This window comes from Diaphorobacter sp. LI3 (assembly GCF_022807955.1).
In the GTDB taxonomy this organism is placed as follows: domain Bacteria; phylum Pseudomonadota; class Gammaproteobacteria; order Burkholderiales; family Burkholderiaceae_C; genus Diaphorobacter; species Diaphorobacter nitroreducens.
This window is the reverse complement of the sequence record NZ_CP094346.1, coordinates 2695350-2710763: the sequence shown is the minus strand read 5'-3', so window position 1 is coordinate 2710763 and position 15414 is coordinate 2695350. Positions and strand designations below refer to the sequence as shown.

Here is a 15414-nt window from a genome sequence, read left to right as displayed (position 1 = left end):
TTAGGACGTTTCCATGACAGTGTCGTGGCCGGCCTCCCACTTCTGAATCTGGAGTTCCGCTTGAACAATCAGTGGTTTTCAAAAGTCGCCGTCTGGCTGGTCATTGCCATGGTGCTCTTTACGGTGTTCAAACAATTTGACACCCGTGCGGGCGCGGGCGCCGGAACCATCGGCTATTCGGAATTCCTGGAAGAGGTGCGCAGCAACCGCATCAAGAGCGCGACCATCCAGGAAGGGCAGGGCGGCACCGAGATCGTGGCGGTCACCAATGATGACCGCCGCATCCGCACCACGGCCACCTACCTCGACCGCGGCCTCGTGGGCGACCTGATCAACAACAACGTCAAGTTCGACGTCAAGCCGCGCGAAGGAGGCTCGCTGCTCATGACCCTGCTGGTCAGCTGGGGCCCCATGCTGCTGCTGATCGGCGTGTGGGTGTACTTCATGCGCCAGATGCAGGGCGGCGGCAAGGGTGGTGCCTTCAGCTTCGGAAAGTCGAAGGCGCGCATGCTGGACGAGAACAACAACACCGTCACCTTCGCGGATGTGGCGGGCTGCGACGAGGCCAAGGAAGAGGTCAAGGAGGTTGTGGACTTCCTGAAGGACCCGCAGAAATTCCAGAAGCTCGGTGGCCGCATCCCGCGTGGCCTGTTGCTGGTCGGCCCTCCGGGCACCGGCAAGACGCTGCTAGCCAAGTCCATTGCTGGCGAAGCCAAGGTGCCGTTCTTCAGCATCTCGGGCTCCGACTTCGTGGAAATGTTCGTTGGCGTGGGCGCGGCCCGCGTGCGCGACATGTTCGAGAACGCCAAGAAGAACGCCCCCTGCATCATCTTCATCGATGAGATCGATGCCGTGGGCCGCCAGCGCGGCGCCGGCCTGGGGGGCGGCAATGACGAGCGCGAGCAGACGCTGAACCAGATGCTGGTCGAGATGGATGGCTTCGAGACCAACCTGGGCGTGATCGTCGTGGCTGCGACCAACCGTCCCGACATCCTGGACGCTGCATTGCTGCGTCCCGGTCGCTTCGACCGCCAGGTCTATGTGACGCTGCCCGACATTCGCGGCCGCGAGCAGATCCTGGGCGTGCACATGCGCAAGATCCCGGTGGGTCAGGACGTGAACCCCGCCATCATCGCGCGCGGAACGCCCGGCATGTCCGGCGCAGACTTGGCCAACCTGTGCAACGAAGCAGCGTTGATGGCTGCACGGCGCAATGCGCGCACCGTGGAGATGCAGGACTTCGAGAAGGCCAAGGACAAGATCATCATGGGCCCCGAGCGCAAGACCATGGTCATGCCCGAGGAAGAGCGCCGTAATACGGCTTACCACGAAGCAGGCCATGCGCTGATCGGCAAGTTGCTGCCGAAGTGCGACCCGGTGCACAAGGTCACCATCATTCCGCGCGGCCGCGCGCTGGGCGTGACCATGAGCCTGCCCGAGAAGGACCGCTACTCCTACGACAAGGAGTACATGCTGAACCAGATCGCCATGCTGTTCGGTGGGCGCATTGCCGAAGAAGTGTTCATGAACCAGATGACTACGGGCGCCAGCAATGACTTCGAACGCGCCACGTCTATCGCGCGCGACATGGTGATGCGCTACGGCATGAGCGAGGCCCTGGGGCCCATGGTGTACGCGGAGAACGAAGGCGAGGTGTTCCTGGGCCGTTCGGTGACCAAGACCACCAATATCTCCGAAGAAACTATGCAGAAGGTGGATGCCGAGGTGCGTCGCATCATCGACGAGCAGTACGGATTGGCACGCCGCCTGATCGAAGAGAACCAGGACAAGATGCACGCCATGGCGAAGGCCATGCTGGAGTGGGAAACCATCGATGCCGAACAGCTGGACGACATCATGGCCGGCCGGGCGCCTCGCCCGCCCAAGGACTGGACGCCGCGCACCCCTCCTTCGGGTGGTGATGGTTCCAGCGGCGGCACTCCGGCCGTCAAGCCGGACCCGGCGCCCTCCGCCGCCTGACAGCGGTTTGGCATGAAGAACGGGGCCTCGCGCCCCGTTTTCTGTATTTCACGGCTCTCACTCACGCATGCGCTGGCAAACCACACGTTTCGACGTGGACCTCACGCGTCCCCAGGTCATGGGGATCGTCAACGTCACCCCAGATTCCTTCTCAGACGGCGGCCGGCATGTCGATACGCGGGGAGCGTTGCGGCACTGCGAGCAGCTGATCAAGGATGGCGCGGATATCCTGGACATCGGCGGCGAATCCACGCGCCCGGGTAGCCCGGCGGTGCCGCTGGAGCAAGAGCTGGCGCGCGTCGTGCCGCTGGTGGCGGAGGCGGTGCGCCTGGGGGTGCCAGTCTCGGTCGACACCTACAAGCCCGAGGTCATGCAGGCGGTGCTGGACCTGGGGGCGGACATCGTCAACGACATCTGGGCGTTGCGCCAGCCAGGGGCGGCCGGGATCGTCGCCGCCCATCCGCGCTGCGGCGTGTGCCTGATGCATATGCACCGGGACCCGCAGACCATGCAGGCCACGCCCATGGAGGAAGATGTGGTGCCGTCAGTGCTCTATTTTTTGGAGCGCTCAGCGCAGGAACTGCAAGCGCTGGGCGTGGAAAAGGCCCGCATCGTACTCGACTATGGCATTGGGTTCGGCAAGACAGTCGAGCAGAATTTCGCCCTGCTGGCCCGCCAGCCCGAGCTCCTGGCCTTGGGCTACCCGTTGCTGGCCGGCTGGTCGCGCAAATCGTCCATCGGTTCCGTCACTGGCCTGCCTGTGCACGAACGCATGGCACCAAGCGTTGCCGCGGCCGTGCTTGCCGTGGAGCGCGGGGCGCGGGTGGTGCGTGTGCATGACGTACGCGAGACCGTGGCGGCGCTGGCGGTGTGGAGCGCGATGCGGCAGCAGGACACCGGCGCCGCCATTTCCCAGTAATCAAGGAATTTCATGACCCGCAAGTATTTCGGCACCGATGGCATCCGCGGCACGGTGGGGCAGTCGCCCATCACCCCCGACTTCGCGCTGCGCTTGGCACATGCGGTAGGGCGTGTGCTGCGCCGCACGCAGGAGCGTCCCACGGTGCTCATCGGCAAGGACACGCGCATTTCCGGCTACATGCTGGAAAGCGCGCTGGAATCGGGCTTCAACTCGGCGGGTGTGGATGTCGTGCTGCTGGGGCCGTTGCCCACGCCGGGCGTGGCCTACCTCACGCGTGCCCAGCGTGCGAGCCTGGGCGTGGTCATCAGCGCCAGCCACAATCCATACCCCGACAACGGCATCAAGTTCTTCAGTGCACAAGGCACCAAGCTGCCCGACGCATGGGAAGAAGAGGTGGAAGCCGCCCTGGAGCAACCGCCCGTTTGGGCCGATTCCGCATCGCTGGGCAAGACGCGACGGCTCGATGACGCCGCCGGCCGGTACATTGAATTCTGCAAGAGCACTTTTGCCAACGACCTCACCCTGCGGGGCCTGAAGATCGTCGTGGATGCCGCACATGGCGCGGCTTATCACATCGCGCCCAAGGTGTTCCATGAACTGGGGGCCGAGGTCCTGGCGATCGGGTGCGCGCCCGATGGGCTCAACATCAACCATCAGGTGGGCGCCACGCATCCGGACGCGCTGGTGCGGGCCGTGCGTGCCAACCATGCTGACTACGGCATTGCGCTGGACGGCGACGCGGACCGCGTGCAAATGGTGGATGCGGCGGGGCGGCTTTTCAACGGTGACGAACTGCTCTACGTGATGGTTGCCGCCCGGCTGGCGCGCGACGAGCATGTGCCCGGCGTGGTCGGCACCTTGATGACCAACATGGCCGTGGAAGAGGCTCTGCAGCGGCGCGGCGTGAAATTCATGCGCGCCAAGGTGGGGGACCGCTATGTGCTGGAAGAACTCCAGCGCCAGCATTGGCTGTTGGGCGGGGAGGGCTCGGGCCACCTGCTCGCGCTGGACCGGCACACCACGGGCGATGGCCTGATCAGCGCGTTGCAGGTGTTGCAGGCGTGCGTGCGCAGCGGCAAAACGCTGGCACAGCTGCTCGCGGACGTGCCGTTGTTTCCTCAGGTGTTGCTCAACGTACGCTTGAACCCTGGCCAGGACTGGAAAACCAACCCTGTGCTCGCGGATGCCATCCGCGACGCAGAGGCCGAATTGGGCGCCCATGGCCGCGTGCTGGTACGCGCCAGCGGCACGGAGCCACTGTTGCGCGTGATGGTGGAGGCACGTGAGGCCGAGCAGGCGAACCGCTGCGCACAACGCATGGCAGACGCGGCGCGTGCGGGCTGATTTGCTATTGTTACTGTAGCTGCTTACGCTTGATAGACGGGCGCTACAGGCACTTTTGAGTGTTCATTCAGGCAGGGCGCTGCAGCAAATACTGCTGCAGATGCGGGGCCCCTAGGGGCCGGCTGAAATAGAAACCCTGGGCTTCATCACAGCCCTGTTCGCGCAGGAACGTCAGCTGATGGGCGGTTTCTACCCCCTCGGCCGTGGTGCGCATGCCCAGCAACTGCGCCATGCGGATGATGGCGCTGACGATGGCGCGGTCGTTGCCGTCATGGTCCAGGTCGCGCACGAAGGACTGGTCGATCTTCAGCCGGTAGATCTGGAATCGCTTGAGATGGCTCAGCGACGAATAGCCGGTACCAAAGTCATCCATCGACAGGCGCACGCCTTTGGCGTGGAGCTGGTCCATCGTCGCGATCGCGGCGTGGGGGTCCGCGACGGCCACGTTCTCGGTCAGCTCCAGCTCCAGCAGGTGGGGCTGCACTCCGTACTCGGCGAGAAGCCGGTCCACCAGCTCCAGCAACTGCGGCTGGCGGAACTGCACGGCGGACAGATTCACTGCCATCGTCAGGGCCGGAAGTCCCTGGTTATGCCAGGTGCGCAACTGCGCCAGCGCCGTGCGCAGCACCCACTCGCCAATGGGCAGGATTTGCCCAGTGTCTTCTGCCACCGGAATAAATTCTGCTGGCGATACCGCGCCCAGCTCTGGGTGATGCCAGCGCAGCAGTGCCTCCACGCCGCAGACCCGTCCTGTCGCTATGGACACCTGGGGTTGGTAATGCAGCGACAACTGGTTGCGCTCCAGAGCCCGCCGCAGCGCGTTGGTCAACTGCAGCGCTCGGGCCGACTGCGCCTGCATCGTGGGCGTGAAGAACCGGAAGCTGTTGCGTCCGTCCGCCTTGGCGCGGTACATCGCGGTATCGGCCGACTGGATCAGGGTCTCGAAATCGCTCCCATGCTCGGGAAAGAGCGCAATCCCCATGGACAGGGCCAGCGACAATTCATGGTGCTGGATATGCACCGGCTGCAGGGCTGCTTCCTGCATCTTGGCCGCCACCCGCGCGGCGCCTTGCGCGTTGGCGCCGGGTAGCAGGAGCACGAACTCGTCACCTCCTAGACGCGCCACGGTGTCCCTTTGCCGCACCGTGGTGCGCAGGCGCTGTGCGATTTCCACCAACAGTGCATCGCCGATGCGATGGCCCAGCGAGTCGTTCACGTGCTTGAAGTTGTCCAAGTCCAGGAACATCACGGCCAGGGGCGCACCGGACTCTTGCGCGTGGCGGATCGCGTCCTGACCGCGCTCGGCCAGAAGGACACGGTTGGGCAGTTCGGTGAGCGCGTCGTAGTGCGCCATCCAGTAGATACGTTCCTGGTCGCGTTGACGGTCCTGGATCTCGCGGTGCAGGTTGCCCACTGTCTCCTGCAACTCGCGCGTGCGGTCGCGCACTTGCTGCTCCAGTTCGCCATGCATGCCCGCGAGCTGCCTCTGAATGCGCAATCGCTCGCTCACATCCATCACGATCCAGATGGAGCCCTGCGCGACATTCGACGGATCGACGGCCTTGCTGCGTACCTCACATTCAATGGCGCGCCCATCCCGGGTGCGCAAGACCATCTGGCCTTCGAAGGACTGTCCCTGGACCAGCGGCGCATAGCAGCGCACCCCGGCCTCGTGCCAGTCTTCATCGCTCAAATACCACCGCCGCGACGAGGACCCTGCCAGTTCGCCCGGGCCGTACCCCAGGATCTGCTCGAAATGGCGGTTGCACCGTGTCATGCGCCGCTCTTGCAGGAAGACGATGCCCACCATGGCACTGTCGAACAGCACCTGCTTTTCCCACAAGGCCGCCTGCAACTGCGCCTGAGCACGCTTTTGCTCGTCGATGTCGTCGATGATCCAGATGGACCCTTCGCGGCTGTCCCGGGGGTTGATCAATCGCCCGGTGAGGTGCGCCCAGAACAGTTGGCCATCGCAGCGTTTCAGCTGGCGCTCCGTGCGATACGCCTGACCACGCGCGAGGGTCGGATAAGCGGCGCGGCCGAGTTCGCGGAACGCTCCCCGGCTTGGGTGCAGCGCTTCGCTGCTTCGGCCAATCGCGTCTTCGGGCGAGGGTAGCCCGAAGATCTCGGCGCAGCGCTGGTTGCACCGCACCAAAGCGCGGTTGCGAATGAACACGATCCCGACACCCGCGCTGTCCAGCAAGGTCTGCTGTTCGCGCAGGACGCGCTGCATCGCCCCGGGAGAAACCTGCCCTGGGTCCTGCGCCAGGGCGGTGGACGGATGCGACATGGACCAGCAGTCCGAAGATGGTGACGTTGGAAATCCTGATTTGTAGCAAATTGTATTCGCGGCAGGGCGTTTTCGGCATCTCTTTTTGGCAGGGTTAGTCCCATGACACAAAGTCGCCACGAAGGCGACACCGCGCCGTCACGGGCCGTATGCACAGTCATGTCCAAGGAATGCGGTGCTCCGGCATCTTCGGGCAGGCACGCGTGGTCCTTGCGACACCAGGAGTGCCAATGAGCGACTTGCCGAACCCCACCATGCCCTTGAGCCCCGTGACCCTTCCCAGGGGGGCACTTCACCGCCCACGCAGCACGGAAGGTGTGGGCCACGGTGCAGCGCCGCACGGCGGTGTGGAGGTGGCCTGGGCGCGGCATCTCGATGAAGTCCGTGAAGCGCAGCGGTTGAGATTCGATGTATTTGCCTCGGAAATGGGCGCACGTCTGCAGACCGCGCTGCCCGGCCATGATGTGGACCTCTTTGACGATTACTGTGAACATCTGCTGGTGCGCGACACGCAGTCGCGGCAAGTGATCGGCACCTACCGGGTCTTGACGCCTGCGCAGGCCCAGCGCGTGGGCAGCACGTATAGCGATACCGAGTTCGACCTGACACGCCTGCGCGGCTTGCGTGAGCGCATGGTGGAACTGGGCCGCAGTTGCGTTCACCCCGACCATCGCCACGGCGGCGTCATTCTTGCGCTGTGGGGCGCACTGGCGGACTTCATGGCCCGCAACCGGCTGGACACGATGATCGGCTGCGCCAGCATCCCGATGCTGCACGGCGGCATTGTCACGGGCGACGTGGCCGCCAGCATCTGGCACCAGTTGCGCCAGACGCATCTCGCGCCCATCGAATACCATGTCTTGCCCCGCTTGCCGCTGCCTGTCGAGCACCTGGACAGCAGCATGGATGTGGAGCCGCCAGCGTTGATCAAGGGCTATTTGCGCCTGGGTGCCAAGATTCTGGGAGCGCCTGCCTGGGACCCGGATTTCAACACGGCCGACTTGCCCATGCTGATGCGCCTGGTGGATCTACCCCCTCGCTACCGGAAGCACTTCCTGGGACATTGACGAGTACGCCTTCGGAAAGGTGCCCGAGCAACGCATGACAGAAACAAGTCAATGTCATGAATTTGTCATTGGCATGGCGAATACTGGCAGTCACTTCCTCTTCTGTTTGCTCCCATGTCCTCTTCCGTGACTCCGTCCGCTGTCTCTCGCCAGATTGATGAGGAACCTGATACCGGCGTGGAAAAGAAGGGGGCCGCCGCCGCTTTGCCGGTTCCCGTGGCTGGAGTGCCGTTACTGGATCGTGACCACAGCATTCTCGCTTTCAATGAACGGGTGCTGGACTGGGCTATGCGGGAAGACGTGCCGCTGCTGGAGCGGCTGCGCTACCTGTGCATCGTTTCTTCCAACCTTGACGAGTTCTTCGAAGTACGTGCCGCTGCCCATCTTGCCGCGGCGGACGGTGGTGAAGCCAAGCAAGGCTACAGCCTGCATTCGTTTGAGGCGCTGGCACGCAAAGCCCACGATCTGGTCGAGCGGCAATACGCCCTGTACAACCATTCGCTGATTCCCGCGTTTGCCGCGCAAGGCATACGCATGGTCTCGCATGGCGAGCGCACGGCGGCGCAGCGGCGGTGGGTGCGTGAGTATTTCCAGCGCGATGTGCGCCCGCTGCTCATTCCGGTGGGGTTGGATCCGGCGCACCCATTTCCCCAAGTGGCGAACAAATCCCTGAACTTCATCGTGCGCCTGCGCGGCAGCGATGCCTTCGGGCGTGAAAACGAGATCGCCATTGTCAAGGTGCCGCGCGTATTGCCGCGCATCATGCGCCTGCCCGCACATGTGGCGCCCACGGGTATGCAGTTCGTCAGCCTCTCCAGCATCATCCGCACGCACCTGGTGGACCTGTTTCCGGGCCGCGAGGTGTACGAATTTTCGCAGTTCCGCGTCACCCGTCACTCGGACCTCGCTGTGGATGAGGAAGACGTGCGCAACCTGCGCACCGCCCTGCGGCAGGGACTGCAGCAGCGGCACTTCGGTCAAGCGGTGCGCCTGGAGGTGTCTTCCGGTTGCTCGCGATTCCTGGCTGAATTCTTGCAATCCCAGTTCGCTCTGCCTGCCGCGGCGCTGTACCGGGTGCATGGCCCCGTCAATTTGGTGCGGTTGGTACAGATGGTGGAACTGATTAATGTGCCAGCCTTGCTGTTCCCTCCGTGGCGCGCGGCATGGCCAGTGCAGTTGCCGCGCTCCAGCTCCATCATGGCGGAGCTGCGCCGCAGAGACCTGCTCATCCACCAGCCTTTCGAGAGTTTTGACGGAGTGCTGGCATTCCTGCGCGAAGCGGTTAACGATCCGCAGGTGCTGGCCATCAAGCAAACTATCTATCGCACGGGCTCGGATTCGGAACTCATGGAGCTCCTGCGTGAGGCGGTGCGTCGCGGCAAGGAGGTGACGGCAGTCGTGGAACTGAAGGCACGCTTTGACGAGGAGGCCAACATCAACTGGGCCGAAGCGCTGGAGTCCATCGGCGCGCAAGTGGTGTATGGCGTCGTGGGCTTGAAGACCCATGCCAAGATGCTCTTGGTGACGCGCCGCGAAGGAGGGCGCCTGCGGCGCTACGGGCACCTGTCCACTGGCAATTACAACCCACGCACGGCCCGGCTCTACACCGATCTAAGCTATCTGACGGCGGATGCGGACCTGACGGCGGACATGGATCTCGTCTTTGACCATCTGGCCAATCAGAACCGGCTGCCACCGCTGAAGCAGTTGGTCATGGCGCCCTTCGACCTGCACCCGTTCCTGTTGGAGCAAATCGAGCAAGCAGGGTTGGCGGCTGAGCGCGGCGAGGGCGGCCGCATCGTCGCCAAGATGAACGCGCTGACCGATGAGGCATTGGTGCAGGCGCTCATCCGCGCAGGCCAGCGTGGCGCAAGCGTTGACCTCATCGTGCGCGGCGCATGCATCCTCCCCGCACAGGTGGCGGGCGCCACGGAGAACATCCGGGTGCGTTCCGTCATCGGTCGCTTCCTGGAGCACACGCGCGTGTTTTACTTCCGCAGCGGTACGCGGGAAGACCTTTACCTGTCCAGCGCCGATTGGATGAACCGCAACATGCTGCGCCGCGTGGAGCTGGCGTGGCCGGTGACGGACAAGAAGCTGCGCCAGCGCATCATTGACGAATGCCTTGTGGCCTACCTGCACGACAACCGTGATGCGTGGAGCCTGGAGAGCGATGGCAGTTATTCCCGCGCGCCGCATGTGCCGGATGGCGCGGGAGCCCAAAATGCCCTGATGGCGCGCTACGCCCCCGTAGCTGCGCCCATGCCCCGGAAAGAAAGCGCATGACGGATCTCATACTTTGGCGCCATGCCGAGGCGGAAAATGCCGGTGAGAACGAAGACGATCTGGACCGGCCGCTGACGCAGCGTGGCGAAAAACAGGCGGCACGCATGGCGGTGTGGCTCGATCGCCAACTGCCCGACGGATTGCGCGTGCTTGCCAGCCCCGCACGGCGCACTGAGCAGACCGCAAAAGCACTGGGCCGCAAATACAAGCTGCGTGCAGAACTGCTGCCGGGCGGACAACCCGATGAGCTACTGGAACTGGCCCAGTGGCCGCGTTCGCGGGGGGCAGTGCTGGTAGTGGGCCATCAGTCGATGCTGGGGCAAACGGTGGCGCGGCTCCTGGGCTTGCGTGCCGATGAATGTTCCATTCGCAAGGGAGCCGTGTGGTGGCTGCGCCATCGGCAACGACAGGATGCCAGCGAGACCATCCTGCTTGCGGTGCAATCGCCCGAATTCCTGTAGCTGGAGCGCAGGACAGGGCAGGCGATCTTCAAGCCTGCCCTGCAAAGCAGACTATTTCTTGTCCGACTTAGGGCGCCCGGTCTTGATGGCGGGTATGGACTGCATTGCCTTTTGCAGGGTGGCATCGTCCAGTTGCGACAACAACTGGAGGCCGACCCGCAGTAACTCGCTCTTCTTGGCAGGCGTCGACAAGCGGGCCGTGCGTTCCTTCAGCGTTTCGATGACAGCGTACTCGTCCTTCGGGATGGTGAAGCTATCGCGCACCAGCTTGGGCTTCTTGGCCTTCATGTCTTTTTCTTTATCGGCCGCAGATGGTGCTGTCTTGGTGGCCGCTTTTGGGGGCGCTTTTACGGCGGCCCTGGAAGGCTTTGCCGGCGACTTCTTCGGCGAAGCTGCTGGCGCTTCTGTTGCCAGATCTTTTGCCGGAGCTGGAGCCGGGGCCTGCGCGGCCGGGGCTGCTGTGTCGGTAGCGGGAGTTCGTGCCATATATCTTGCCTGATTGAAAAACGATATAAACAGTTTATATCGTTTTATGTTGCGGCGCCATCACATCAAGAAAGCTCGGTCACGAATTCCCATGGCGTTTTTTGCCATGCATCGGATTCTTCCCGCAGCAGGTGTGCAGACTGCGGATAGGCCGCTGCCCAGCCGGTGCGCGACTGCACGGTACAGCGGCGGCCTTCCACCTGCAGATGGATACCTTCTACGTCTGGAGGGCGCCGCGCGTGGCAGAGGGCCACTGCTGCGCGCAGGCACATGAGCTGCAAGGCAAAGACCGGATCGGCGAGATTCGCGGCTTCCAGCTTGCGCACCTTCCCCCGGTGGCCCAGCACCAGGAGCCCCAGATGGTGCAGTTCAGGCAAGGCAAAGCCGGCTGCATCTGTATGGTCCAGGATGTAGGCGCCGTGATGGTGGTAGTCGCTGTGCGAAATGCGGCATCCGATCTCGTGCAGGCAGGCGGCCCAGCCGAGCTTGCGGGCGGCACGTTCGCTGCCTTGCGGGGAAGCCTCGCGGAACAGGCGGCAGGCCAGTTCGGCAACGCGCTCGGCATGGGCGTGGTCCACCGTAAAACGGTGCATGAGCGAGCGCACGGTAGCTGAACGCAAATCCGTTTCGGGCTGGTCGCGGTCCAGAAGATCGTAGAGGGCACCTTGGCGCAGGGCGCCTTGCGCCACGGTCATGCGTTCGATATCCAGCAGATCAAAGATCGCACGCACGATGCTGACGCCCCCTCCAATCACCGCCTTGCGGTCGTCCTTGAGGCCGTCCAGTCGCAGGCGGTCTACATGGCGCGCACGCATCAACTGGTCCTGCAGCCAGTCGAGGCCCTCCCGGCGGATCACACCCTCCTCACCGCCAGCGGCAGCAAGGATGGAGCCAACGGCCCCGACGGTGCCTGATGAGCCATAGGCCACATCCCACGTCTGGCGCCGGTAACTGTCCATCGCCTCGTCCAGCACGGCCTTGGCGGCGATCTCAGCGGCTTCGAAAGCGTGGCGCGTGAAGGAACCGTCAGCGAAGTAGCGGGCAGACCAAGCCACGCTGCCCACGCGGTAGGACGCCACGGTACCTGGCGTGAACTGCTGCCCCAGAATCAATTCCGTCGAGCGACCGCCGATGTCCACGACCAGGCGCTTTTCGTCGGATTGCGGCAGCAGTCTTGCCACGCCTTGGTAGATGAGCCGCGCCTCTTCAGGCCCGGACACGACGTCGATGGGAAAGCCCAGAATCCGGCTTCCTCGGGTAATGAATTCTTCCCGGTTGCGTGCCTCGCGCAAGGTTTGCGTCGCCACCGCACGGACCTGAGCAGCTGGAAAACCCGCAAGCCGCTCTGCAAACCGGGCAAGGCAATCCCAGCCACGCTGCATGGCGTCCTGCGTGAGGTTGCGGTCTTCATCGAGGCCGCCGCCCTGGCGAACGGTTTCTTTCAGGTATTCGACACGGCGGATCTGCCCGTGTTCGAGGCGGCCGATTTCCAGGCGAAAGCTATTGGAGCCCAGATCCACGGCTGCCAGCAGTATTCCATCTTGCATGGGGATGCACGCTGTGCGCAGGTTTTCCAGCGGTGCAGCATAGCATCGGCGCCGGGGAGAAAACGACTGCAGGGCGGCCACGTCTCAGCCCACGATGCGTCCGTCGGCCGTGAGCATGCTTTGTGTGACGTGGGTATTGGCCAGGCGCCTGTCTTCGTAGGCCACCAGGTAGCCGCCGACCTGGATTTCCACGCGTTTACGCAACGCGGCGAGAACGCTGGCGCGTGTGACTGGCCCGGCCACCGACTGCAGCACCTCTGCGGTATACCGTGCGGCGATGAAGCCCGCCAGCCCCTGGGGCGAGGGGGGCTCGTCGTAGAGCTTGGCCATGACCTCGCGGTAGTTGCGCACGATGGACATGCCGTGCGACACCAAGGGAACCGGTTGCGTGGCGATGACGGAAATGCCGCGCGGAATGCCACCCAACTGCGCCAGCACCTGCAGATTCGCATCGGCAAGGGCCACTACATAGCATTGCCGGCCCTGGGGCAGGGTCAGGTGTCTTACATATTCGTGAAGCTCCGGAGTGCCCCCGATGAACAGCACGATGGCAGGGGGAATTCCGCGTTGCTCCTGGGGCGAGAGGGGCTGGATGCGCAACCCCATGGCCTTGCCCACTTCGGTGACCAGACCCTGCAACTGCTGCTGGAGTGTCGCATTGGCGTAGACCGCACCTGCCTGTTGCACTCCCATGACCGCGAGAGAGCGAATGGCATGGGTCATCTGGGCCCGGTAATTGGGAAAGATGGGAAAGACGGTGTCGCTGTCGTCCTTCCATTGCCGCAAGAGCCACGGTGCCAGGTGGGCCAGTGCGGCCTCGCCCGTCTGAAGGGTGGCGATGGCGGCCGCCGTACTGTCCCCCACGCACCCGGACAATGCCACACACCCGGCGTTGTCGTATGCCGCCTTCCAGGCCGTGCGAACTGCGGCAGCCGACCCGTCGGTCTCCACCACCACATGCTGGATGGAGCGGCCGCGAACGCCGCCGCCACGAGCGTTCAGGTCCGTCCATGCAGCCCGGGACCCGATCAGGAAGTCACGGCTGACGTCCTGGTTCTGTGGCGACAGATCCACGATCTGTGTGACTGCGAGAGCGCGTTGCTCCTGCGCCCGCGCCACGGGCGCATATGCCGCTGCGCCGATGGCGCAGGCAGCGCCCGCCGCCTTCAACAGGGCGCGCCGCTGCAATCGCAGGCTGCAAGAAAGGGGAGGATGCATGGTCTGGAAGGACAGGTTGGCGTGGAACGGCTTACTTCTTGCGGGGAGGCACCAGCACGCGATCAATCACGTGTACGACACCGTTGCCCGCCTTCAGGTCGGCCTGTTCCACCAGAGCGTCCTCCACGGTCACAAAGTCTGCGGCGCGTGCCAGAGCAATGTCCGAGCCCTGCAGGGTCTTCAGCTTGCCGGCCTTGGCGCTTGCGGTGACGTGTGCCGGCACGATGTGATAGCTCAGCACGGCCTTCAGCTGTTCCTTGTCGCTCTTGAGGGCGTCACGCGTCTTCGCAGGAAGCGCCTGGAAGGCTGCATCGCTGGGGGCGAAAACCGTGTAGGGGCCGGAGCCGTTCAGCGTGGCTGCCATGCCTGCGTCGGCGACCAATTGGTTGAAGGTGCTGAGGTTCTTGGTCTTGGCAACCACGCCGCCCACCGTGTTAGGGGCAGACGCGGGGGTAGAACAGGCGCCCAGGGTCGCGACGATCGCGAGGGCCAGGGTGGTTTGAAGAGTCAGGCGACGGAACATGTGGTTCTCCCGAAGAGGTGTGTTTGTTACCGACTGTTGTCGGTGGCGGGAGCGTACGTTCCCCGTGCGACAGTTCCGTGACAAGGAAGTGGGGCAGCGCTGCGGACGGTGTATGACGGCCAAGAATGAATGTCACGGTGATGTCACAAACGGCTTCTAGAGTCACTGCATTGAGTTTTTTCAACCAAGAGGTCTCTTCCATGAAACTCTCCGCGATTCGCGTTCTGGTGTCTGGTGCTGTGGCAATGGGCGCGTTTTCTGGCGCCTGGGCACAGCAGGAAGCAACGGGCGCTGGCGCCAGCTTCCCTGCACCCCTGTATTCCAAGTGGGCGGCCGACTACAACAAGGCCACGGGCGTCAAGATCAACTACCAGTCCGTCGGCTCGGGCGCCGGTCTGCGTCAGATCGAGGCCAAGACGGTTGATTTCGGCGCTTCCGATGCGCCCCTGAAAGACGAAGAACTGGCCAAGAAGGGGCTCGTGCAGTTCCCTACCGTGATCGGCGGTATCGTTCCCGTGGTGAACATCAAGGGTATTCAGCCCGGCCAACTCAAGCTCAACGGCCAACTGCTCGGCGACATCTATCTGGGCAAGATCACCAAGTGGAACGACGAAGCCATCAAGGCCTTGAACCCGGGCCTGAACCTGCCTGATGCCGCCATCGCCCCGGTGCGCCGTGCCGATGGCTCCGGCACCACCTTCGGTTTCACCAACTACCTGAGCAAGGTGAACGCCGAGTGGAAGGCCAAGGTGGGCGAAGGCACTGCCGTGAACTGGCCCACCGGCGCGGGCGGCAAGGGCAACGAAGGCGTGGCCGCGTTCGTGGGACGCCTGCCCAACTCCATCGGCTACGTGGAGTACGCCTACGTGAAGCAAAACAAGCTGACGTTCGCGCAGATGCAGAACAGCGCTGGCAACTTCGTGTCGCCTGATGAGGCCACCTTCAAGGCCGCCGCTGCGGGTGCGGAGTGGACCAAGAGCTTCTACCAGATCCTGACGAACCAGCCCGGCAAAGATGCATGGCCGCTCACCTCCGCCACCTTCATCCTGATGCAGAAGTCGCAGGACAAGCCGGTGCAGGCTGCTACGGCACTGAAGTTCTTCGAGTGGGCATACAAGTCGGGCGACAAGACCGCCTCTGACCTGGACTATGTGGCCATGCCGGAAAATGTGAAGGCAGTGATCATGAAGTCGTGGGGCGAGATCAAGGACACTTCGGGCAAATCCATCGCCCTGAAGTAAGCCGACACGGTGGCCCGCCCTCCCGGGTGTGCCACCGGTTCCCCTGTTT

12 protein-coding genes are annotated in these 15414 nt (G+C 63.6%); 7 read left to right on the top strand and 5 right to left on the bottom strand.

The features are described from left to right. The first annotated feature begins 60 nt into the window (after window positions 1-60). From ftsH to glmM, 3 genes are all read left to right on the top strand, one after another. A complete protein-coding gene (gene ftsH, locus MRB47_RS12495) occupies window positions 61-1980 on the top strand; it encodes an ATP-dependent zinc metalloprotease FtsH (protein ID WP_252100881.1) in 1920 nt (639 codons plus the stop codon). A gap of 67 nt (window positions 1981-2047) precedes the next feature. After that, complete coding sequence (folP, locus tag MRB47_RS12490; RefSeq protein ID WP_252100880.1) at window positions 2048-2899, top strand: dihydropteroate synthase; 852 nt, start codon at window positions 2048-2050, stop codon at window positions 2897-2899. A gap of 12 nt (window positions 2900-2911) precedes the next feature. Further along, window positions 2912-4246 (top strand): phosphoglucosamine mutase, encoded by a 1335-nt coding sequence (gene glmM, locus MRB47_RS12485; protein WP_123676411.1) that lies wholly within the window; start codon window positions 2912-2914, stop codon window positions 4244-4246. A gap of 67 nt (window positions 4247-4313) precedes the next feature. Here the strand turns inward: glmM and MRB47_RS12480 are convergent, their stop codons facing one another. Next, window positions 4314-6536, bottom strand: a complete 2223-nt coding sequence (locus MRB47_RS12480) for an EAL domain-containing protein (RefSeq protein ID WP_252100879.1) — start codon at window positions 6534-6536, stop codon at window positions 4314-4316. 230 nt (window positions 6537-6766) lie between these two features. On the opposite strand from MRB47_RS12480, the gene MRB47_RS12475 reads away from it, so the two are divergent. From MRB47_RS12475 to MRB47_RS12465, 3 genes are all read left to right on the top strand, one after another. Continuing rightward, a complete protein-coding gene (locus tag MRB47_RS12475; RefSeq protein ID WP_252100878.1) occupies window positions 6767-7603 on the top strand; it encodes a GNAT family N-acetyltransferase in 837 nt (278 codons plus the stop codon). A gap of 114 nt (window positions 7604-7717) precedes the next feature. After that, window positions 7718-9889, top strand: coding sequence for a polyphosphate kinase 1 (ppk1, locus tag MRB47_RS12470; RefSeq protein WP_411275693.1), 2172 nt, complete (start codon window positions 7718-7720; stop codon window positions 9887-9889). Next, complete coding sequence (locus MRB47_RS12465; protein ID WP_252100876.1) at window positions 9886-10350, top strand: SixA phosphatase family protein; 465 nt, start codon at window positions 9886-9888, stop codon at window positions 10348-10350. Before ppk1 ends, MRB47_RS12465 begins: the two co-directional genes overlap by 4 nt. A 51-nt stretch (window positions 10351-10401) precedes the next feature. Here MRB47_RS12465 and MRB47_RS12460 read toward each other — a convergent pair whose 3' ends face one another. The 4 genes from MRB47_RS12460 to MRB47_RS12445 all read right to left on the bottom strand — a co-directional run bounded on the left by MRB47_RS12460 (window position 10402) and on the right by MRB47_RS12445 (window position 14124). Continuing rightward, a complete protein-coding gene (locus MRB47_RS12460) occupies window positions 10402-10836 on the bottom strand; it encodes a hypothetical protein (protein ID WP_252100875.1) in 435 nt (144 codons plus the stop codon). A 65-nt stretch (window positions 10837-10901) separates the two neighbouring features. Then, window positions 10902-12383 carry an exopolyphosphatase gene (locus MRB47_RS12455; RefSeq protein ID WP_123676407.1) on the bottom strand — a complete coding sequence of 494 codons (1482 nt, stop codon included), beginning with the start codon at window positions 12381-12383 and terminating at the stop codon, window positions 10902-10904. Between the two features lie 84 nt (window positions 12384-12467). Then, window positions 12468-13601: an ABC transporter substrate-binding protein gene (locus MRB47_RS12450; protein ID WP_252100874.1), complete on the bottom strand. Its 1134-nt coding sequence runs from the start codon at window positions 13599-13601 to the stop codon at window positions 12468-12470. 31 nt (window positions 13602-13632) lie between these two features. Next, window positions 13633-14124 carry a fasciclin domain-containing protein gene (locus MRB47_RS12445; RefSeq protein ID WP_252100873.1) on the bottom strand — a complete coding sequence of 164 codons (492 nt, stop codon included), beginning with the start codon at window positions 14122-14124 and terminating at the stop codon, window positions 13633-13635. A gap of 200 nt (window positions 14125-14324) precedes the next feature. Here MRB47_RS12445 and pstS point away from each other — a divergent pair, with 200 nt between their 5' ends. Beyond that, window positions 14325-15365 carry a phosphate ABC transporter substrate-binding protein PstS gene (pstS, locus tag MRB47_RS12440; RefSeq protein ID WP_252100872.1) on the top strand — a complete coding sequence of 347 codons (1041 nt, stop codon included), beginning with the start codon at window positions 14325-14327 and terminating at the stop codon, window positions 15363-15365. Window positions 15366-15414: the final 49 nt, after the last annotated feature.